The organism is Dysosmobacter sp. Marseille-Q4140 (genome assembly GCA_018228705.1).
GTDB lineage: Bacteria > Bacillota > Clostridia > Oscillospirales > Oscillospiraceae > Oscillibacter.
The window spans coordinates 1649424-1668597 of the sequence record CP073694.1 but is presented as its reverse complement, the minus strand read 5'-3'; the positions used below and the strand labels follow the sequence as shown (position 1 = coordinate 1668597).

The 19174-nt window shown below is 64.1% G+C and carries 21 protein-coding genes; 5 read left to right on the top strand and 16 right to left on the bottom strand.

Annotated elements, in window-relative coordinates; genetic code table 11:
* Positions 1 to 17: 17 nt before the first annotated feature.
* Genes KFE19_08440 through KFE19_08415 form a run of 6 tightly spaced genes read right to left on the bottom strand, consistent with a single transcriptional unit; the run spans position 18 to position 2401 of the window.
* The gene (locus tag KFE19_08440; protein ID QUO36474.1) at positions 18 to 710 is read right to left on the bottom strand and encodes a CHAP domain-containing protein; all 693 of its coding nucleotides are present in this window, start codon (positions 708 to 710) and stop codon (positions 18 to 20) included.
* Positions 697 to 903, bottom strand: a complete 207-nt coding sequence (locus tag KFE19_08435) for a hypothetical protein (protein QUO39572.1) — start codon at positions 901 to 903, stop codon at positions 697 to 699. The genes KFE19_08440 and KFE19_08435 overlap by 14 nt, the downstream gene beginning before the upstream one ends.
* Positions 904 to 915: 12 nt before the next feature.
* Positions 916 to 1209: a hypothetical protein gene (locus tag KFE19_08430; protein QUO36473.1), complete on the bottom strand. Its 294-nt coding sequence runs from the start codon at positions 1207 to 1209 to the stop codon at positions 916 to 918.
* A gap of 16 nt (positions 1210 to 1225) precedes the next feature.
* Complete coding sequence (locus KFE19_08425; protein QUO36472.1) at positions 1226 to 1456, bottom strand: hypothetical protein; 231 nt, start codon at positions 1454 to 1456, stop codon at positions 1226 to 1228.
* Positions 1453 to 1926, bottom strand: a complete 474-nt coding sequence (locus KFE19_08420) for a hypothetical protein (GenBank protein ID QUO36471.1) — start codon at positions 1924 to 1926, stop codon at positions 1453 to 1455. Before KFE19_08420 ends, KFE19_08425 begins: the two co-directional genes overlap by 4 nt.
* Complete coding sequence (locus tag KFE19_08415) at positions 1919 to 2401, bottom strand: hypothetical protein (GenBank protein QUO36470.1); 483 nt, start codon at positions 2399 to 2401, stop codon at positions 1919 to 1921. The genes KFE19_08420 and KFE19_08415 overlap by 8 nt, the downstream gene beginning before the upstream one ends.
* A 270-nt stretch (positions 2402 to 2671) precedes the next feature.
* On the opposite strand from KFE19_08415, the gene KFE19_08410 reads away from it, so the two are divergent.
* A complete protein-coding gene (locus KFE19_08410; protein ID QUO36469.1) occupies positions 2672 to 3862 on the top strand; it encodes a threonine ammonia-lyase in 1191 nt (396 codons plus the stop codon).
* A gap of 56 nt (positions 3863 to 3918) precedes the next feature.
* Here the strand turns inward: KFE19_08410 and KFE19_08405 are convergent, their stop codons facing one another.
* From KFE19_08405 to KFE19_08375, 7 genes are all read right to left on the bottom strand, one after another.
* The gene (locus KFE19_08405; GenBank protein ID QUO36468.1) at positions 3919 to 4692 is read right to left on the bottom strand and encodes an ATP-binding cassette domain-containing protein; all 774 of its coding nucleotides are present in this window, start codon (positions 4690 to 4692) and stop codon (positions 3919 to 3921) included.
* Entirely contained in the window at positions 4685 to 5632 is a 948-nt protein-coding gene (locus KFE19_08400) for an ABC transporter permease (protein QUO36467.1), read from the bottom strand. The genes KFE19_08405 and KFE19_08400 overlap by 8 nt, the downstream gene beginning before the upstream one ends.
* Positions 5633 to 5660: 28 nt before the next feature.
* The gene (locus KFE19_08395) at positions 5661 to 6434 is read right to left on the bottom strand and encodes a fumarylacetoacetate hydrolase family protein (protein ID QUO39571.1); all 774 of its coding nucleotides are present in this window, start codon (positions 6432 to 6434) and stop codon (positions 5661 to 5663) included.
* Between the two features lie 153 nt (positions 6435 to 6587).
* Entirely contained in the window at positions 6588 to 7604 is a 1017-nt protein-coding gene (locus tag KFE19_08390) for an ABC transporter substrate-binding protein (GenBank protein ID QUO36466.1), read from the bottom strand.
* 889 nt (positions 7605 to 8493) lie between these two features.
* Positions 8494 to 9288, bottom strand: a complete 795-nt coding sequence (locus tag KFE19_08385) for an ABC transporter ATP-binding protein (protein QUO36465.1) — start codon at positions 9286 to 9288, stop codon at positions 8494 to 8496.
* Positions 9281 to 10243 (bottom strand): ABC transporter permease, encoded by a 963-nt coding sequence (locus KFE19_08380; protein QUO36464.1) that lies wholly within the window; start codon positions 10241 to 10243, stop codon positions 9281 to 9283. The genes KFE19_08385 and KFE19_08380 overlap by 8 nt, the downstream gene beginning before the upstream one ends.
* A 106-nt stretch (positions 10244 to 10349) precedes the next feature.
* Positions 10350 to 11369: an ABC transporter substrate-binding protein gene (locus tag KFE19_08375; protein QUO36463.1), complete on the bottom strand. Its 1020-nt coding sequence runs from the start codon at positions 11367 to 11369 to the stop codon at positions 10350 to 10352.
* Positions 11370 to 12020: 651 nt separating this feature from the next.
* On the opposite strand from KFE19_08375, the gene KFE19_08370 reads away from it, so the two are divergent.
* From KFE19_08370 to KFE19_08355, 4 genes are all read left to right on the top strand, one after another.
* Positions 12021 to 13661 (top strand): CTP synthase, encoded by a 1641-nt coding sequence (locus tag KFE19_08370; GenBank protein ID QUO36462.1) that lies wholly within the window; start codon positions 12021 to 12023, stop codon positions 13659 to 13661.
* 328 nt (positions 13662 to 13989) lie between these two features.
* The gene (locus KFE19_08365; protein ID QUO36461.1) at positions 13990 to 15063 is read left to right on the top strand and encodes an aminopeptidase P family protein; all 1074 of its coding nucleotides are present in this window, start codon (positions 13990 to 13992) and stop codon (positions 15061 to 15063) included.
* A 24-nt stretch (positions 15064 to 15087) separates the two neighbouring features.
* Positions 15088 to 15381: a TipAS antibiotic-recognition domain-containing protein gene (locus tag KFE19_08360; protein QUO36460.1), complete on the top strand. Its 294-nt coding sequence runs from the start codon at positions 15088 to 15090 to the stop codon at positions 15379 to 15381.
* Between the two features lie 130 nt (positions 15382 to 15511).
* On the top strand, positions 15512 to 17131 hold the full coding sequence (locus KFE19_08355) for a putative manganese-dependent inorganic diphosphatase (protein QUO36459.1): 1620 nt from the start codon (positions 15512 to 15514) through the stop codon (positions 17129 to 17131).
* 187 nt (positions 17132 to 17318) lie between these two features.
* Here KFE19_08355 and KFE19_08350 read toward each other — a convergent pair whose 3' ends face one another.
* From KFE19_08350 to KFE19_08340, 3 genes are read right to left on the bottom strand one after another with little or no spacing between them, the layout of a single operon-like run.
* Positions 17319 to 17933: an ABC-2 transporter permease gene (locus tag KFE19_08350; protein QUO36458.1), complete on the bottom strand. Its 615-nt coding sequence runs from the start codon at positions 17931 to 17933 to the stop codon at positions 17319 to 17321.
* On the bottom strand, positions 17930 to 18784 hold the full coding sequence (locus KFE19_08345; protein ID QUO39472.1) for an ABC transporter ATP-binding protein: 855 nt from the start codon (positions 18782 to 18784) through the stop codon (positions 17930 to 17932). The genes KFE19_08350 and KFE19_08345 overlap by 4 nt, the downstream gene beginning before the upstream one ends.
* Entirely contained in the window at positions 18781 to 19161 is a 381-nt protein-coding gene (locus tag KFE19_08340; protein QUO39471.1) for a GntR family transcriptional regulator, read from the bottom strand. The genes KFE19_08345 and KFE19_08340 overlap by 4 nt, the downstream gene beginning before the upstream one ends.
* Between the last annotated feature and the right edge of the window lie 13 nt (positions 19162 to 19174).

Genomic DNA, 19174 nt, shown 5'->3' with positions numbered 1-19174 from the left:
GTCAGGGGTGCTTTGGCTTATTTCACCGCCGGCTCCAGTCCGGCGGCCTTGAGCCGGGCGTCAAAGGCGCCGCCCCGGTAGGCGAACACCAGCAGCCGCACCTGGTCGTGGCTCAGGTCGATGACGTCGCCGTTGCCGGCGGGGTCGCTGCCGTCGCCCTGGATGACGCCGGCGTTCATCAGCGCCTCGATCACTGACCGGAACTTGGCCGGAATGTCGCTGAGATGGGCATATCGAACCACGGTTTCCTCCTCCTCTTCCTCGTATCGGGGACGGACAGCCCCTGCCACCAGCCGCAGGGACCGGCTCCGCCGCATGACCATGCCGCCGTTTGCGTCGTTGCCCTCGGCGGTGTTGCCCTCGATGGCGGTGAGTGTCTCTGCCTCCGCGGTCTCCACGATGCCGCAGTGGTCCGTGGCAGCGCCGCCGGGGAAGTCGTAGATCACCAGGTCCCCGGGGCGGTAACCGTCGGTGACCCACAGCCCCGCGGCCTGGGCCGCCCGCATCATCGTCCCGCAGGAGGCGGTTTTGACCGGCAGCAACGCCGCAGCGTCCGCCTGGTGGAACAGCCACTGGAGAAACATCATGCACCAGGGCTGGCCGTTGAGTCCGAACCAGATGCCGTATTTCGTCTTGTTGGACCCGGCGGGGGACTCGCAGTAGCCGATCTCCCCCCGGGCCAGTTCCAGCACATCTTTACAGCTGGCCATCGTCCGCCGTCCAATCCACCGCGTCCTGGATCTTCTGACTCTGGGTGCCGAAGTAGAAGGCGATGATCACCGCGTAGATGGTCATGAAGTCCTGGCTGATGGTGCCGGCCACCGCCATCCAGGCAAAGATCCCGGTGAGGGTCAGCGTCACCAGGGATTTCACCGACAGCAGCGCGGCCAGCCGTTTATAAATGGTTCTCTGCAATCAAAGGTCTCCTTCCTGGTTCAGGGCGGCGTCATAGACGATGCCGCCTCTGGTGTTCTCTGCTTTTGATTTGCTGAAATAGGCCCCCAGAACCACCGCCGCGGCCGCCTGGAGGGCGCCGATCAGGGCGGTGAGATAGGGCAGGCTCCCGGTGAACTGGCACCGGATCGACAGCCAGCAGAGATACAGTACAATATATGTGGCGCTGGCATCCACCGCCAGCAGCCCCAGAGCGATCAGCTTGGAGGCGGTCCACCGCTGCCCCGCCGGCCGCTCCAGCCGCTTTCCTCCCATGGCCCGCCCCCCTTTCTCAGGGAACGGGCCGGTGGAAGTCCTCCAGATCGCCGATCCGATGGTTGATGACCTTGATCTGCTCCTCCACCACCGGCAGCCGCCGGGCAAAGTTGTTGTGCTCCCGCACCTCCCGGGTCAGCTCCTCCATCCTGGCATCCGCCACCGCCTGGTGCTTGTTGTTGGAAATGATGACGCCCAGCAGCGTCAGGGCGCCGGTGACTAGGGCGGTCAGCAGACTTTCTGTCATGCCTCCGATGCCTCCGGTGCGCCCAGGTCCTCCCAGCCCGTTGGGTAGGCGTCGGGGGCCCAGGAGTTGCTGTCGATTTTGGACTTCCATACATGGCCGCCGTACAGACAGCATTCGCCGGTCTGGTACAGACCCCGGCTGCCCTGGGGGGCCTGATAGGGCTTTGCGGCGGCAGGGTCGGTTGTGTGGCAGATGTCCCAGAGGCTCACCGCCTGGTCCGGGGTCCAGTCGGGCTGGTCTGTGGCGTCATGCTGCTGCCACAGCTTGTACACCTGCCCCTGCCACTTATAGGGGGTGCCCACCGCCACGGCGGAGTAGTCCCGCTGGCGCCAAGTGGGGACCTGGTTCTCTCCGGCGATCAGGGCAGTGCCGTCGGCATCGCCGGAAACGGCCCTGGCAGCCAGAGCCGCGGCGTCGGCGGCGCCCCGGGCCCGCAGTTCCTCACGGGCCATGGTCACGATCTCAGCCATTGCTCTCCACTCCTTCCTCATAGGCCTGCTCCAGAGATTCCACCATGGCGGTGCCGCTGTCGGCCTTCAGCGCCTCGATCTGCTGCGCCTGGGCCGCAATGGTCTCATCCTTTTGGGCCGCCTGGGCCTGGGCGTCCGCCACCTGCTCCTCCAACGCCGCCACCTGGGCCTCATAGCCGGTCACGTCGCCCAGGTACTGGGACGCCACCTGCACCGTCACGGTGTAACTCTTGTTGCCATGATCGTAGGTGATGTCTACTACGGTGAAGCCGTAGCCCTCCGGCAGGCCCAGAACGCCCGTAATGTCCGTGCGCAGCAGCTCCACGGTGGGATGTTCCCAGCGGATGGCCTCGATGTCCGCCAGCTCTGCCAGACTCCGTTCGAACAGCACCCGGTACTGACCGTTGACCGGGCCCCGCGTGATATAGGCGGCGGTGACGCCGTCGATCCGCCAGATCTCGCCAAAGTTGCTCAATGCTCTCGCCTCCTTTTAAATTGTCCCCGGAGAGGGGGAAAAACGGACCGGGGACAAACTGGGCGGAAAACAGGAAAAAGTTGCACGAAACCGTGCAACTTTTTCTTCGGCGGCCGCCTGCCTGTATGAGAAAACAATATGTCCTCAATATAAAGACATATTGTAAATTTTATGTATTTGATTGAAAAACATTTGGAGGATTCGTCCATTGTAATCCCCCGAGGGCGGGCATATAATCAAAGCGAAAACGAGACAAGAGGAGGGGGACCCATGCTGACATTGGATATGGTGCGGGAGGCCCAGGAGGCCCTGCGGGGCATCGCCAGGCGCACACCTCTGGATCCGGCCCCGCGGCTGGGCGAGAACATTTACATCAAGGCGGAGAATCTGCAGCTGACCGGCGCGTTCAAGCTGCGGGGCGCCTACAACAAGATCCGCTCCCTGACCCCGGAGGAGGCGGCGCGGGGCGTGGTGGCCTGCTCCGCGGGCAACCATGCCCAGGGCATCGCCCTATCGGCCACCCGGCTGGGCATCAAGTCCGTGATTTGCATGCCCGCCGGGGCGCCCATCAGCAAGGTGGAGGCCACCCGGAACTACGGCGCCGAGGTGGTGCTGGTGCCCGGCGTCTACGACGACGCAGCGGCGGAGGCAGAGCGGATGGTCCGGGAGGAGGGCTACACCTTCGCCCATCCCTTCAACGACCCCCTGGTCATTGCCGGCCAGGGCACCATCGGCCTGGAGATCCTGGAGCAGCTGCCGGAGGTGGAGCAGATCGTGGTGCCCATTGGCGGCGGCGGGCTCATCAGCGGCATTGCCTTTGCGGTCAAGAGCCTCAGACCCGACTGCCGGATTGTGGGCGTCCAGGCGGCGGGGGCCGCCTCCATGTATCTCTCCCGCCACGCCGGCGGCCCCACGGAGCTGCGCAGCGTGTCCACCATCGCCGACGGCATCGCCGTGAAGAAGCCCGGCGATCTGACCTTCGCCCTGTGCCAGCAGTATGTGGATGAGATCGTCACCGTCAGCGAGGACGAGATCGCCTCCGCCATCCTGGCGTTGATGGAGGTGCAAAAGACCGTGGCCGAGGGCGCCGGCGCCACCAGCGTGGCGGCGGTGATGTTCGGCAAGGTGGATACCTCCAGCCGCAAGACCGTGTGCCTGGTCTCCGGCGGCAATGTGGATGTGACCACGCTGTCCCGGATCATCACCAAGGGCCTTTCCAAGGCCGGGCGCATCGCGGAGATCACCACCAAGGTGGTGGACAAGCCGGGCAGCCTCCTGCAGCTTTTGAAGGTGGTGGCCGACAGCGGCGCCAACATCCTCAGCATCGACCACTCCCGGGAGGACCAGCACTCCGACGTGGGCGCCTGCATGGTGTCCATGGTCCTGGAGACCCGGGACGCCGCCCATGTGGAGAAGATCCGCCAGCAGCTGACGGCCATGGGCTATCATCTGGACGACTGAAAGGAAAACGAAAACCGGGCGGACGCCATCGGCGTCCACCCGGTTTTTGCGTGTTTTCAGTTGCCTGTCTCCAGGGAGATCTTGTTGAACATGGCAAGCAGATCGTCCATGGAGGTGGCGGCCTTGTCGGCCCCGGCCCGGTCCAGGACCACCTGGCCCTGGCGCATCATGAGGATGCGGTCGCCGTACTCGGCGGCGTAGCGGAGATTGTGGGTCACCATCATGGCGGTCAGCTGCTTCTCCCGCACCACCTTGTCGGTGAGGGCCATGATGACCTCGGCGGTCTTGGGGTCCAGGGCGGCGGTGTGTTCGTCCAGGATCAAAAAGCGCAGGGGGGTCATAGTGGCCATCAGCAGCGCCACCGCCTGCCGCTGGCCGCCGGAGAGGGCGCCCATGCGCACGTCCAGCTTATCCTCCAGCCCCAGGCCCAGGGAGGCCAGCTGGTCCCGGTAGTCCGCCACCCGGCGGCGGTTGACGCCCCGGCCCAGACCGAAGGGCTTTCCCTTGTTGTCCGCCAGGGACAGGTTCTCCAGCACCGTCAGGTTGGGGCAGGTGCCGGCGGAGGGGTCCTGATACACCCGGCCCATGGAGGCGTAGCGCTGGTAGTCCTTCAGCTTGGAGATGCTTTTGCCGTCCATGAGGACGTCGCCGCCCTCGATACCGATGGACCCGCAGATGATGTTCAGCAGGGAGGTCTTGCCGCTGCCGTTGCTGCCCACGATGGAGACGAACTGGCCGTCCTCCACCGTCAGAGAGAAGCGGTCGAACAGCGTCTGCTCCGTGACGGTGCCGGGGTTGTAGATCTTGGTGATGTCACGCAGTTCAAGCATGGATGATCTCCTCTCCCTTCCGGCCGGAAACGACCAGCACCAGCAAAAACAGCACGGCGGTGACGAATTTCATCATATTGGCCGGGAACCAGCTGAGGCTCAGGGCCGTCTGGATGCACAGCTTGTAGAGCACGCTGCCCACGATGACCGCCGTGGTCCCTGTGGGGGCGCCCAGCCACCGCAGGCCCTTATGTTTGCGCAGGGCCCGGGCCAGGGGGGAGTGCTCGTAGAAGCGGAAGAGGGAGATGCCGATGATGACGGCCGCCAGGCCGTACACCAGCTGGCCGGTGCCCATGGTGGAGGAGAAACTCCGCAGCTCGTGGCACACCACGCACCCGCCCAGAGCCACCAGGGCGTTGGCGATCACCAGGCCCAGGATCTTCACCCGGCCCCGGTCCTTGGCCAGGGCGGTGACCAGGGAGGCGTTGTCGCCCACGGCCCGCAGCAGCAGGCCGGACTTGGTCTTGAAGTACAGGTCCAGGGCGATTTTCACCACCAGCACCAGCACCGCGGACACCACCAGCTTCCGCCCCGTCAGGGTCAGTCCGCCCAGCAGCGCCATGGTGGGCCCGGCGGAGAAGATGGTGTCCACCGCCCGCTCCACCGTCAGGTTGGACCCGGCGATCTGGAGGTTGATGGAGAACAGGGCCGTCATGGTGATGATGCCGGCCAGGAGGTTGCGCACCCGCAGCCGTACATGGATGAGGCCCGTGACCAGGCCCGCCAGAGCTCCGGCCACCATGGCCAGGGGCAGCGTCAGATAGGGGTCCACGCCCTTTGTCAGCAGCACGGCGGTGACGGCGGCCCCAAGGGGGAAGGTGCCGTCCACCCCCAGGTCCGGGAAGTCCAGAATGGAGTAGGTGATGTAGACGCCGAAGGATACCAGGGTGTAGATCAGGCCCTGGATCAGGGCGCCTGCCAGCAGATCTGCAAGGTTCATGGAAATGCGCCTCCTCGAAGGGTCCGCCTCAGCGGACGGTGTTGCGGATGGAGCCGATGCCCTGAATGGTGCACTCCACCACGTCCCCCGTTTTGAGAAACTTGGGCGGGTCGAAGCCCATACCCGAGCCGGCGGGGGTGCCGGTGGCGATAATGGTGGCGGGCAGCAGCGTCATGCCGGAGGTCAGCTCCTCCAGCACCTCCTGGATGGAGGTGAGAAACAGGGCCGTGTTGGACTTCTGCCGGACCTCGCCGTTGACCGTGGAGCCAATGTCCAGGGCCGGGGGAAAGGGGATCTCGTCGGCGGTGACGATCCAGGGACCCATGGGGGTGAAGCCGTCCAGACCCTTGCCGAAGTACCACTGCTTGTGGCCGGTCTGTACGTCCCGGGCGGAGACGTCGTTGATGATGGTATAGCCGAAGATGTAGTCCCCGGCCTCGGCCGCCTTCACGTTCCGGGCGGTCTTCCCCAGGATCACCGCCAGCTCGCTCTCGTAGTCCAGCCGCTCCACCAGCCCTGCGTGGCGGGGGATGTCGCCGCCGGGAGCCACGGCCTCCGTCACCCGCTTGGAGAAGTACACCGCCACGGGCTTCTGCTTTTCAAAGGCGTCGGCGTTGTAGCGGGCGGCCTCCTCCAGATGGGCCCGGTAGTTCATGCCCAGGCAGATGATGTCCTGCCGGGGGCGGGGAATGGGGGCCAGCAGCTCCACAGCATCCAGGGGGACGGAGGCGCCGGTCCGCTCCGCCGCGTCGGCGGCGGAGCGGAGGTCGGAGAGGGAGGCGGTCTCGATCAGGGTATTCATGTCGGGATAGGGCAGGGACAGGACGGTCTTGCCGTCCCCGGTCAGGGCACCGACGGCCTGTCGGCCGCCCAGACGATAGGTGAGCAGCTTCACGATGGGATCTCCTTTGCCTTTTATCGTTGGGGGGAAATGCGGGTACAGAGGGAGCGGACTTCAGGCCGCGTTGACCTCGACTGCTGTCTGGGCCACGTCCTCGGGCACGGCCAGCCCCATGGCGTCCAGAGCCTCGCTGTTGATATACAGGTCGTAGTCCTCGATGATCTCATAGGGCAGGTCCTCGCAGGTGGCCTCGCCGGTGAGGACCTTGGCGGCCATGAGGCCCGTCTGGATGCCCAGCTTCACATAGTCCAGGCCCGCGCCGGCCACGCACCCCAGCTTCACCTGCTCCACTTCGGAGCCGTAGACGGGGATGCCGGCCTCGTTGGTCTTTTCCAGGATGGCGGGCAGCACGCCCACCACGGTGTTGTCGGTCAGGTTGGACAGGCAGTCCACGCCCCGGGAGATCAGAGTGTCCACCGCCTGGGTGACCTCGGACTGGGCGGTGACGCCCACGGACTCGATGGCAAAGCCGTAGTCGGCGGCCAGTTCCTCATACACGCCGATGGAGTACACGGAGTTGGCCTCGCTGGTCATATAGACGATGCCGATGGTCTTGGCGTGGGGCTGCAGCTCCCGGATCAGCTCCAGCTGGCCGGCCACCGGCAGCACGTCGGAGGTGCCGGTGATGTTGCTGGCGTCCAGGTGGGCGCCCACGGGGTCGGTGATGGCGGTGAAGATCACGGGGATGTTTTTGTCCTCGGCGGCGGCGTAGCAGGCCACGGCGGAGGGGGTGGCGATGCCCACCATCAGGTCCACGCCCTCGGCGGAGAAGGTCTGGCCGATCTGGGTGGCGATGGAGTCGTCAAATCCGGCGTTCTCATAGTGGATCTCAAAATCGGTGCCCTCCACCAGGCCCGCCTGCTCCAGACCCTGGAGGAAGCCCTCCCGGCAGTTGTCCAGGGAGCCGTGCTCGCCGTACTGGGAAATGCCGATCTTGTACATCGTGGCCTCACCCTCGCCGGAGCCGTCGCCCTCGGCGGCGGTGTCGTCACTGGCGCCGCCGCAGGCGGCCAGGGACAGGGTCATGGTCAGGGCCAGCAGGGCCGCGAAAAACTTCTTGAACGGTTTCATGGTCAATTCTCCTTATCAATTTTCATATATGGCCGATCGTTGATGTGCGGTCCCGTCATGCCGGGACGGCACGGGTTCAGATGCGCCGCAGGCGCCATCGTCTCGTGTCTTTCTTCATGGTGAAAACTCCTTTCCGGGGAGCGGCGGTCCAAGGCGGGCAAACAAAAAAGCCCTGCCCCATCATTGGGACAAGACTTGCATCCTGCGGTACCACCCAAGTTGGCGCATGGCGCCCCCTCTCTCCGCGTACTTCATACGCGCCGCCATGGTAACGGGTGCGGGTCCCGTCAGTCGCTACTGAGGATCAAAGGACCCCGTTCGCTCTGCCCTCGCAAGTCCATTCACCGGAGTGTCCGCCGCCGTGATCCCACCATCCACGGCTCTCTGAAAGGGGACTGGACCGGGTACTTCTCTTGCTCACAGGTTTCACTGGATTGTCTGCATTATACGCAGGGGGCGCCTGTCTTGTCAAGGGGCAAAATCCACAAATTACATCAGCGCAGTAAAGGAATAAACTGTTCGGCTCGGGGGACCGGAGCGCACGGAGTCCTTTGATCAAAGAAGCCCGGAGGGAAGTGAATTCCCTCCGGATCAGAATTTTCAAAAAAGCGAATTTTCCACTTTTTTGAAAAGTTTCACCCCACTGCGCGCAGGATTTGCACACCTTTGGCGCACAAATCCCACACTTGTGGGGCGAGAGGTGTTTTCGTCCACGTACATGCCGCGGCCGAAAACAGATTTTACTGAATTCGAACCTCCCGATGCGAACTCTGTGAGACTGTTTTGAAAAAATGAGCCCGGAGGGAAGTGAATTCCCTCCGGGCCAAGGTTTTCCTGCGGAAAACCGCTTGACGCGCGCCCCGCTGTGCGGGGCCCCGGGTCAGCGGCATTAGGACAGCAGCATCTTGTCGTCGGCTTCGTCGCTGCCGCTGACCTTGCTGAACAGCTCCAGCAGCTGGGGCACCGTCAGCTTCTTCTTCTCCTCGCCGGACACGTCGATAACGATGTGTCCCTCGTACATCATGATGAGCCGGTTGCCGTGGGCGATGGCGTCCTTCATATTGTGGGTCACCATCATGGTGGTCAGGTGGTTCTCCTCCACGATCCGGTCGGAGAGTTCCAGCACCTTGGCGGCAGTCTTGGGATCCAGGGCGGCGGTGTGCTCGTCCAGCAGCAACAGCTTCGGCCGCTTCAATGCGGCCATCAGCAGCGTCAGCGCCTGGCGCTGGCCGCCGGAGAGAAGGCCCACCTTGCTGGTGAGCCGGTCCTCCAGACCCAGGTCCAGGTCCCGCAGCAGCTCCCGGTAGTCGGCCCGTTCCGTTTTGGTAATGCCCCAGCGCAGGCCGCGGCGCTGCCCGCGGCGGGCCGCCAGAGCCAGGTTTTCCTCGATCTGCATGGTGGGGGCAGTGCCCATCATGGGGTCCTGGAACACCCGGCCGATGAACTTGGCCCGCTTGAATTCCGGCAGGTGGGTCACGTCGGTGCCGCCGATGAGGATCTGGCCGGCGTCCACGGCCCAGGTGCCCGCCACGGCATTGAGCATGGTGGACTTGCCGGCGCCGTTGCCGCCGATGACGGTGACGAAGTCTCCGTCATTGAGCGTCAGGTTCAGCCCCGCCAGGGCCCGCTTTTCATTGACCGTACCGGCGTTGAAGGTCTTGTAGATGTTTTTCAGTTCAAGCATGGCCGTTTCCTCCCGTTTGCACACCGGTGCGGACGTTGGCGTGAATGTACTTGCCCTTCCAATAGGGAATGGACAGGAAGACGGCCACCACCACCGCGGAGAGCAGCTTCAGATAGTTGGCGTTGAGGCCCATGGCCAGCACCGCCTGAATGACGATGTAATACAAAATGGCGCCAATGGACACCGCCAGCAGCTTCAGTGCGAAGTTGTGGAAGACCTTGGAGAAGGCCACCTCGCCGATAATGACGGCGGCCAGGCCGATGACGATGGCGCCGCGGCCCATGTTGATCTCGCTGGCGCTGTTGTACTGGGCCAGCAGGGCGCCGGACAGGGCCACCAGGCCGTTGGAGATCATCAATCCCAGGACTTTGGTGAAGTCAGTGCTGATGCCCTGGGCCCGGGCCATGTTCTGATTGGAACCGGTGGCCCGCAGGGATGCGCCCAGCTCCGTGCCGAAGAACCAGTACAGCAGGGCGATCAAAACCACCGTCAAAAGACCGACTACCAGAATGGGGTGACGGTAGAAGGGGCGGGTGCCGTTGGAGGCGTCCTGCACGAAGCGAAGAGACACCAGCAGGCCGTCCAGCATATCAGCCTGTGTGACATTGATGGCCACCGTGGCCTTCATGTCCATAATGGCCATATTGATGGACCACAGGCCCAGCTGGGTCAGAATGCCGGCGAGGATGGCGGGGATGCCGCAGAAGGTGTGCAGCAGTCCTGTGACCAGGCCGGCCGCCATGCCTGCCAGAATGGATACCAGCATGGCCAGCCACAGGTTGGTGCCGGTGGTGTAGAGCATGACGAAGGCGGCGGCGCCGGTGCAGAAGGAGCCGTCCACCGTCAGGTCTGCGATGTCCAGGATCTTGTAGGTGATGTAGACGCCGATGGCCATAATGCCCCAGATCAGGCCCTGGGACACAGCGCCCGGCAGCGCGTTGACAAAATTCAGCATATGGATGCGTTCCCCCAGTCGAAAGTCGGTAAGGTTTATTCGTATAGCGGGAAACAGCGGAAAAGGAGATCCCTTTTCCGCTGTCCGCTTAAAAATCGGGAGGGAGTTACTCGATGACGATTGCCTCGTAGCCCTCGGGAACAGTCAGACCCAGGTCGGCGCAGATGGTTTCGTTGTATTTCTTGGTGAACTGGGGGGCGTACTCAATGGGCATCTCGGACACGTCGGCCTCGCCGGTGAGGATCTTCACAGCCATCTCGCCGGTGGTATAGCCCAGATCATAGTAGCTGATGGACAAGGTGGCCACGCCGCAGCCGCCGCAGATACCTTCCTCGCCGCAGATGATGGGGACGCCGGCGGGACGGCAGATGTTGTCGATGACGCCGGTGTTGTTGGCGCAGGTATTATCCGTGGGGACATAGAGCACGTCGCTGTTGTCGGCGGCCTGCTGGGTGACGGAGGCCATGTCGTTGGTGTCGGAGAAGGAGTACTGGGTGCAGGTATAGCCCAGCTCCTCCAGATAGGCCTGGACGTTGTCCACCTGATACTGGCTGTTGGGTTCGGCGGAGCAGTACAGCAGACCCACGGTCTTGGCGTCGGGGAACCACTCCTTCACCATGGCGGCCTGCTGGTCCAGCGGCGCCAGGTCGGAGGTGCCGGAGACGTTGGTGCCCACGGTGCCGGTGAAGCCGTCGATGCCCAGGGCCACACCGTACTCAGTGACGGAGGTGCCCAGCACCGGGATGGTGGCGGTGGCGGCGGCAGCGGTCTGCAGCGGCGCGGTGGCGTTGGCCAGGATCAGATCCACATTGGCGGAGACGAACCCGTTGATGATGGTGCCGCAGGTGGGGCTGTCGCCGGCGGCGTTCTGGTTATCGATGTTGACGTTTTCAGCGCCCAGAGCTTCCGTCACAGCGTCGATGAAGCCCTCGGTGGCGGCGTCCAGAGCGGGGTGGGGCGCCAGCTGGCAGATGCCGATGTTGTAGACCTGGCCGGAGGCTTCAGCGGTTTCGGCGGCTTCGTCCTCGGCAGCTTCCGTATCGGTGGAGGCGGTGTCGCCGCCGCAGGCGGCCAGGCTCAGCGCCATCAGGGCGGCGAGCGTCAGGGCAAGCAGTTTCTTTTTCATCACAATTCTCCTTTTCTACAATGGGATCGCAGAGACAATTATAAAAAGCGGCTCCGTCCCGGTAGGAACAGAGCCGCCTCTCATACGATGATAGGGAAGCGCATTTTCTGTTTCAGCCGGCCGGAGAGATCTGGGCGTGGTAATAGCGGCCCGCGTAGCGGGCCTTCATAAAGGAGAAATGAGCGTTGGCCTGGACGGTAAAACGAACGGTACGACCCATGGCGGACTCCTCTCTGCCTTTCGGCTGCCTCAAATTACTTTTTCAATATATAGCTTTAAAGGGATAAAGTCAACCGTCATTTTCCACAAAAACAGGCGCCGCCTTTTTTGAAATGATCGCTTTTTGCCGGAATGGCGGCAGAGCGGCGCGCCGCGCGCTTTTGCGTTTGTGGGAAGCCGTTTGACAGCTGCCCGGTATAACAGAGCGCGAAAATTTGCCCCGTTGACTTTTGCGGGAGGCGGTGCTATATTGGGAAAGTATTTTTGGAAACGCTTTGGTCAGCGGTCCGCGGCGATGCCGCGGGGCCACAATCGAACACACAGCGACACCGTGGATCGCAGCTGAACGTCCCGAAAAGGCCGGGACTTTTCGCCGCAAAAGGGTCCAGTGGTGCCGCTTTTTTTGTGGAGAGCTCCGGCAGAAATACGGGCATGATAGGAAAAAGGAAAGGTGAGGTGAGCGGTGTGACCACCAAGTTTGTATTTGTCACCGGCGGCGTGGTGTCCGGCCTGGGCAAGGGGATCTGCGCGGCGTCCCTGGGACGGCTTTTGAAGCAGCGGGGCGTCCGGGTGCGCAATCAGAAGTTCGACCCCTATATCAATGTGGACCCCGGGACCATGAGCCCCTATCAGCACGGGGAGGTGTTCGTCACCGAGGACGGCGCCGAGACGGATCTGGACCTGGGTCACTACGAGCGGTTCGTGGACGAGGACCTGACCGGCAACAGCTCCGTGTCCTCCGGCAAGATCTACTGGTCCGTGCTGAACCGGGAGCGCCGGGGCGACTACCTGGGCGCCACGGTGCAGATCATCCCCCACATCACCGACGAGATCAAAAACCGCATCTACTCCATGGCCGGGGAGGATGTGGACGTGGTCATCACCGAGATCGGCGGCACCGTGGGCGACATTGAGTCCCAGCCCTTTCTGGAGGCCATCCGCCAGGTGGCCGTGGAGCGGCCCCGGGGCGACGTGGTGTTCATCCATGTGCCCCTGATCGTCCAGATCCCCGGCTCCGGGGAGCTCAAGAGCAAGCCCACCCAGCACTCCGTGAAGGAGCTTTTGTCTCTGGGCATCCAGCCGGACATCCTGGTGTGCCGGTGCGACGCCCCCATCACCGAGGACATCCGCCGGAAGATCGCCCTGTTCTGCAACGTGGAGCCGGACTGCGTCATCCAGAACACCACCGCCCGGACCCTCTACGAGGTGCCTCTGCTGATGGCGAAGGAGGGCCTGGACGAGGTGGTCTGCCGGAAGCTGGGCCTCATCACCCACCAGCCGGACCTGCGGGAGTGGAAGGCCATGGTAAAGCGGGAGCTGGCGGCGGAGCGCCATGTGACCATCGCCCTGGTGGGCAAGTACACCCAGCTCCACGACGCCTACCTCTCCGTGGTGGAGTCCCTGCACCACGCCGGCACCGCCAACGACGCGGTGGTGGACATCCGGTGGGTGGACTCCGAGACCGTCACCGATGAAAACGCGGCCCAGGTCCTCTCCGGCTGCGCCGGGGTGCTGGTGCCCGGGGGCTTCGGCGACCGGGGCATCGAGGGCATGATCGCCGCCTGCCGCTACGCCCGGGAAAATATGGTGCCGTACTTCGGCATCTGCCTGGGGATGCAGATGGCGGTGGTGGAGTTTGCCCGCCACGTGATGGGGCTGGAGGACGCCAACTCCTCCGAGTTCGCCGCCACCAGGCACCCGGTCATCGACCTGATGCCGGATCAGGTGCACATCACCGACAAGGGCGGCACCATGCGCCTGGGGCGGTATCCCTGCCGCCTGACAGAGGGCAGCCGGAGCCGGGCGCTGTACGGCGCGGCGGAGATCTCCGAGCGTCACCGCCACCGCTATGAGTTCAACAACGACTACCGCGCCGCCGCCCGGTCCGCAGGCCTGACCCTGGCGGGCCTGTCCCCCGATGAGAGGCTGGTGGAGATCGTGGAGCTGGAGGACCATCCCTGGTTTGTGGGCGCCCAGTTCCACCCGGAGTTCAAGAGCCGCCCCGACCGTCCGCATCCGCTGTTTTACGGGTTCGTGAAGGCGGCGCTGGAGCAGGGCGCAGAAGAGAGATAAGCACAGAGGGGCGGCTCTCGCGCCATCTCCGCCGGTTGCCGCGGCAGCGGCGAGGCGGAGGGCGATGCCCTGCGGTCGCCCCCGAAGGGAGCGATCCGCCCCGACCGTCCGCATCCGCTGTTTTACGGATTCGTGAAGGCGGCGCTGGAGCAGGGCGCAGAAGAGAAATAAGCGCAGAGGGGCGGCTCTCACGCCATCTCCGCCGGTTGCCGCGGCAGCGGCGAGGCGGAGGGCGATGCCCTGCGGGCAGACCCGTCCGGATTCCTTTGATGGCTTCGGAAAGACCGCCCCGGCGCGGGCGGACATATACAAATAAGGAGGAACGTCAGTGAACCACTTTCAGAAGATCGCGGCCCGATTGGAGGCCGCGGGCCTGGACGCCATGCTGCTGACCGGCGAGGCCAACCGCTTTTACGCGGCCGGCTTCCACTCCGCAGGCACCGACGGCGTGGCCCTGGTGACAAAGCATCGCGCCTGGTATTTCACCGACGCGCGGTACATTGAGGCCGCCGGACGCTACGTCCAGGGGGCGGAGATCCGGGAGACGGGGCCTGGCCGGGGCTATGCCGTACTGCTGGAGGAGGTGCTCCGGGAGCAGGCGGTCAGCCGCCTGGGCTTTGAGGACGCCTATATGACCGTGCAGGAGTGGGAGCGCTACCGCAAGGCTCTTCCCTGCGATCTGATCCCCGCTTCAGAGCTGCTGTGGGACCTGCGGCGCACCAAGGACAGCGAGGAGCTGGAGGCCATGGTAGCAGCCCAGCGGATCGCCGAGCGGGCGCTGGAGGACATCCTGGGCGAGATTCGCCCGGGCATGACGGAGAAGGAGGTGGCCGCCCGGCTCCAGTACCGGATGCTCCACTACGGGGCGGAGAATATGTCCTTTGATCCCATCGTGGTATCCGGCCCCAACAGCAGCCTTCCCCACGGCGTGCCCTCAGAGCGGGAGATCGGACGGGGAGAGTTTGTCACCATGGACTTCGGCTGTATCTATCACGGCTACTGCTCCGACATGACCCGCACGGTGGCTGTGGGCTTTGCCACCGAGGAGATGCAGCAGGTCTACCAGACGGTGCTTGCCGCACAGGCCGCCGGCATCGCCGCTGCCCGGGCCGGAGTGACCGGCCGGGAGGTAGACGGCGCCGCCCGGGCCGTCATCACCGCCGCCGGCTACGGGGACTATTTCACCCACAGCTTCGGTCATGGGGTGGGCGTGGAGATCCATGAGAGCCCCAGCGCCTCGCCGCTCAACGACCAGCCTCTGCCCGCCGGTGCTGTGATCTCTGCGGAGCCGGGGATCTATCTGCCGGGCCGCATGGGCGTGCGGATCGAGGACGTGATCCTCCTGACGGAGGAGGGCTGCCGGAACCTGACCAAGGCGCCCAAAGAGCTGATGATTCTGTGATCTGCGGGAAAAGGAGGAGCCCATATGTCTGCATACATCGGCGCAGGAGAAGAACAGATCTCCGCGGACGCCATTTTGGTGGAATTTGCCGCGGAGGCGAAAAAGGACGATCCGTCCAGTCCCGAGGCCCGGGCCCTGGTGCTGCGCTGGCAGGACCACATCGCCCGGTTCCACGGCAGCTGCGACACGGAAAAGCTGCGCCGTCTGGCGTATCTCTACGGCGCGGACGACCGCTTCGCCGAGCATCTGGACAGCTTCGGAGACGGCACCGCCCACTTTATGGGAGAGGCCATCGAGGCCTACCTGGAGACCTTGTGACAGATGCCGCCCGGGGAGGCCCCGGGCGGCATTTTTCTGGCTGGGCTGACGGTTGACAAAGACCCGCCTGGGCCCCATAATGGAAACGAGAACCAGCGGATGCCCCGCATCCGGCGGAAGGGAGTCTTTCATGGATACTATTTATATCACTGGACACCGGAACCCCGACACGGATTCCATCGTCTCCGCCATGGCGTACGCCGCGCTGAAAAACGCGCTGGGCCAGCGGCAGTATCAGGCCGCCCGGCTGGGTCAGGTCAGCGATGAGACCCAGATCGTGCTGGACAAGTTCGGGTTCCAGCCGCCCCGTCTGCTCAGCAACGTCCGCACGCAGGTGCGGGACCTGGACTACGACACGCCGCCCACCCTGTCCGCCGCCGCCACCATCAGCCGGGCCTGGCAGACCATGCAGGCTGACAAGATCTTTGTGATTCCGGTGGCCAATGACGACGGGACACTGTTCGGCATGCTCTCCGCCGGAGATGTGGCCAGCTATGATATGTCCTCCGTCCGAAATCCCCGGCTGGGAGAGGTGCCCATTTTCAACCTGCTGTCGGTGCTGGAGGGTAAGATCCTCAACGAGGGGGAGCAGCTGCGTGATGTGATCTCCGGCGAGGTCACCATCGCTCTGCCGGCCAGCCGGGAGAACCTGGTGTTCTCCGATCCGGAGAGCATCGTGGTCTGCGGCGACCAGCCGGATATGATCCGCCGGGCGCTGGATGTGGGCGCGGCCGGCGTCATCGTCTGCCAGGCCGAGGTGGATCCGGTTCTGCTGGAAGAGGCGGCGGGGAAGGGGACGTGCATCATCTCCACCCCCTACGATGCCTACCGGGCGGTGCGCCTGCTGTACCATGCCCTGCCCATCAGCAGTATCTGCAAAAATCAGGACCTGGTCAGCTTCCATCTGGACGACTATATCGACGACGTGCAGGACACCGTGCTGGAGAGCCGCTTCCGCGCCTACCCCATTCTGGACGAGAACGAGCGGGTGGTGGGTACCCTGTCCCGGTTCCATCTGCTGCGCCCCCGCCGCAAGCAGGTGGTGCTGATGGACCACAATGAGAAGGCCCAGTCGGTGATGGGCCTGGAGCAGGCGGAGATCCTGGAGATCATCGACCACCACCGCCTGGCGGACATCCAGACTAAGAATCCCATCGCCGTGCGCAATGAGCCCGTGGGCAGCACCACCACCATCGTGGCCGGCATGTATCAGGAAAAGGGCCTCATGCCCACAGCCAAGATGGCGGGCCTCATGGCTGCCGCTATTGTCTCTGATACCGTCATGTTCAAATCCCCCACCTGTACCCAGCGGGATATCGATGTGGCCAACCGCATGGCCCGGATTGCCAATGTCTCCCTGGAGGAGGTGGGCAAGGCCATTTTCTCCGCCACCAGCGGCGACGACAAGTCCGTGGAGGACATGCTGCGGACCGACTATAAGGAGTTCCACATCGCCGGCCATGACCTGGCGGTCAGCCAGATCACCTGCATGGACTCCGACCGGCTGCTCCAGAGGCAGGAGGAGTTCCTCTCCGCCATGGAGAACATTCGGAAAAAGCAGAAGCTGCACACGGTGGTCCTCATGATCACCGACGTGCTGAAGGAGGGCACCCACCTGCTGTTCGTGGGAGAGGCCGACACCATCCGCCAGGCCTTCAACATCCGCACCAACGACGCGGCGCCCTTCCTGCCCAAGATCATGTCCCGGAAAAAGCAGGTCATCCCCATGCTCTCCGCCCTGTGGGGCTGAGCGCCGGAGACCGGACAAAAAGCGAACCGGAGGAGCCCGCTCTGCGGGTTCCTCCGGTATTTTCACGGCTGTTTTTCCGCCTCCGGCGGAGGGACCAGCCCCTCCAGCAGCAGGGCCTGGCCCAGCAGCCACAGTCCGGCGGCGATGTCCGCGGCGGTGGGCTCCGCCGCAGGAGGCGCGCCGGCACTCATGCGCGCCTCCTGCGGTACAGCCGCAAAGACAGAGGGATGGACACGGCCGTCAGCACCACCGCCGCCAGCGCCGCGGCCGGCAGGGCCAGGGACAGGTAGTAGCCGCCGTCCAGGCTGTCGCTGGAGATGCCGGTGAGGACGCCGGTGCTGCCGCACACCAGGAAGATGATCAGAAACATCACCAGCCGTCCCTTTTCCACGCCGAAGCGGAACATCAGGGGCAGTGTCAGCGCCAGGACGCACACGCCCACACATACGGCCAGAGGGATCGTGGAGAGGGGGGAGAGGTTGTCGGAGGCCCGGTCCCAGAACAGAGTCAGCGCCGTCTGGATCACCAGGGAGAGCCCCGCCGCCACGGCGATGGACAGATATCCGAAAAGATACTTGCCAAGCACAATGTCCCGGTCGGCATAGGGCAGCATGCCGGCCAGCTGGTCCCACTTGCTGCGCTCGTCGTAGGCCATGGCGGAATAGGGCAGGATGGCGGCGTATATCACCGCGAAGGTGGGATAGAAAGCGCCCGGCAGGCAGGAGAACACCAGAATGATGATCAGCAGCACCTTGGTCTGCTTCCACATCACGTAAAAATCCTTCAGGATCAGCGCACTCATGCGTTTTTCGCTCCTTTCACCAGAAAGAGGATGATGTCCTCCACCGTGGGCCGCTCCAGCTCCAGCGTGGCGGGAACCAGATCCCGCCGCACTAGGCACCGCACGCCGCCCATGCCGCCCGCCTCCCGGCCGGCCACGGCCTCGGGCAGGAGGCTGTCCGCCTGCTCGGCGGTGCCCACGAAGATGCCGTACTGCTCCAGCAGCGCGTCCTTCTCCTCGCAGAACAGCAGCTGCCCCTGGTGGAGGAAGGCGATGTAGTCGCACAGCTTTTCCAGGTCGCTGAGGATGTGGGAGGAGATCAGGATGGAGTGGTCCTCGGCCCGGGTGAACTCGTTGAAGATTTCCAGTACCTCGTCCCGGACGATGGGGTCCAGGCCGGAGGTGGCCTCGTCCAGCACCAGGAGCTTGGGATCGTGGCTCAGTGCCACGGCAATGGCCAGCTTCATCTTCATGCCCCGGGAGAAGTCCTTGAACATCTTCTTCTCCGGCAGGGAGAAACGGGTGAGATACCCCTGGTATGCGGCGCCGTCCCACCGGCGGTAGGTTTTGGCCATGACCTTCCCCACCAGTTGGGGGGTGAGGACCTCGGGGAAGTAGGCCTCGTCCAGCACCACGCCGATGTCCTCCTTGGCCTCCAGGAACTCCGGCGAGGCGGCGTCCACCCCCAGGGCGGAACAGGTGCCGCTGTCGGGCCGCAGGGCGCCCATCAGCAGGCGGATGGTGGTGGACTTTCCGGCACCGTTCTCACCCACCAGGCCGCAGATGGTGCCCTGGGGCACCGAGAGCGTCAGGTCCCGGAGGGTGAAGCCGGGAAATTCCTTGGTCACATGGTTCAGTTCGATGGCATTCATAGATTGTGCTCCTCCAACAGCGTGCGCAGCGTCTCCAGCACTTCCTCCGCGGTGACGCCGCAGCTGACCGCCAGCTCCGCGGCGGCGGCCAGGTGTTCCTCCAGCTCCCGCAGGCGGCCCTCACGGACCAGCTGCAAATTCTTCTCCGCCACAAAGCAGCCCTTGCCGGCCACGGTATAGAGAAAGCCCTCGGCCTCCAGCTCGTCGTAGGCCCGCTTGGTGGTGATGACGGAGATCCGCAGGTCCTTGGCCAAGCTGCGGATAGAGGGAAGGGCCTCCCCCGGAGACAGCTTCCCGGCGATGATCTGGGCCTTGATCTGGGCGTAGATCTGCTCGTAGATCGGTTGATTGGTGGTGTTTCGGATGATGATTTCCATGGAGCTCCTCCGT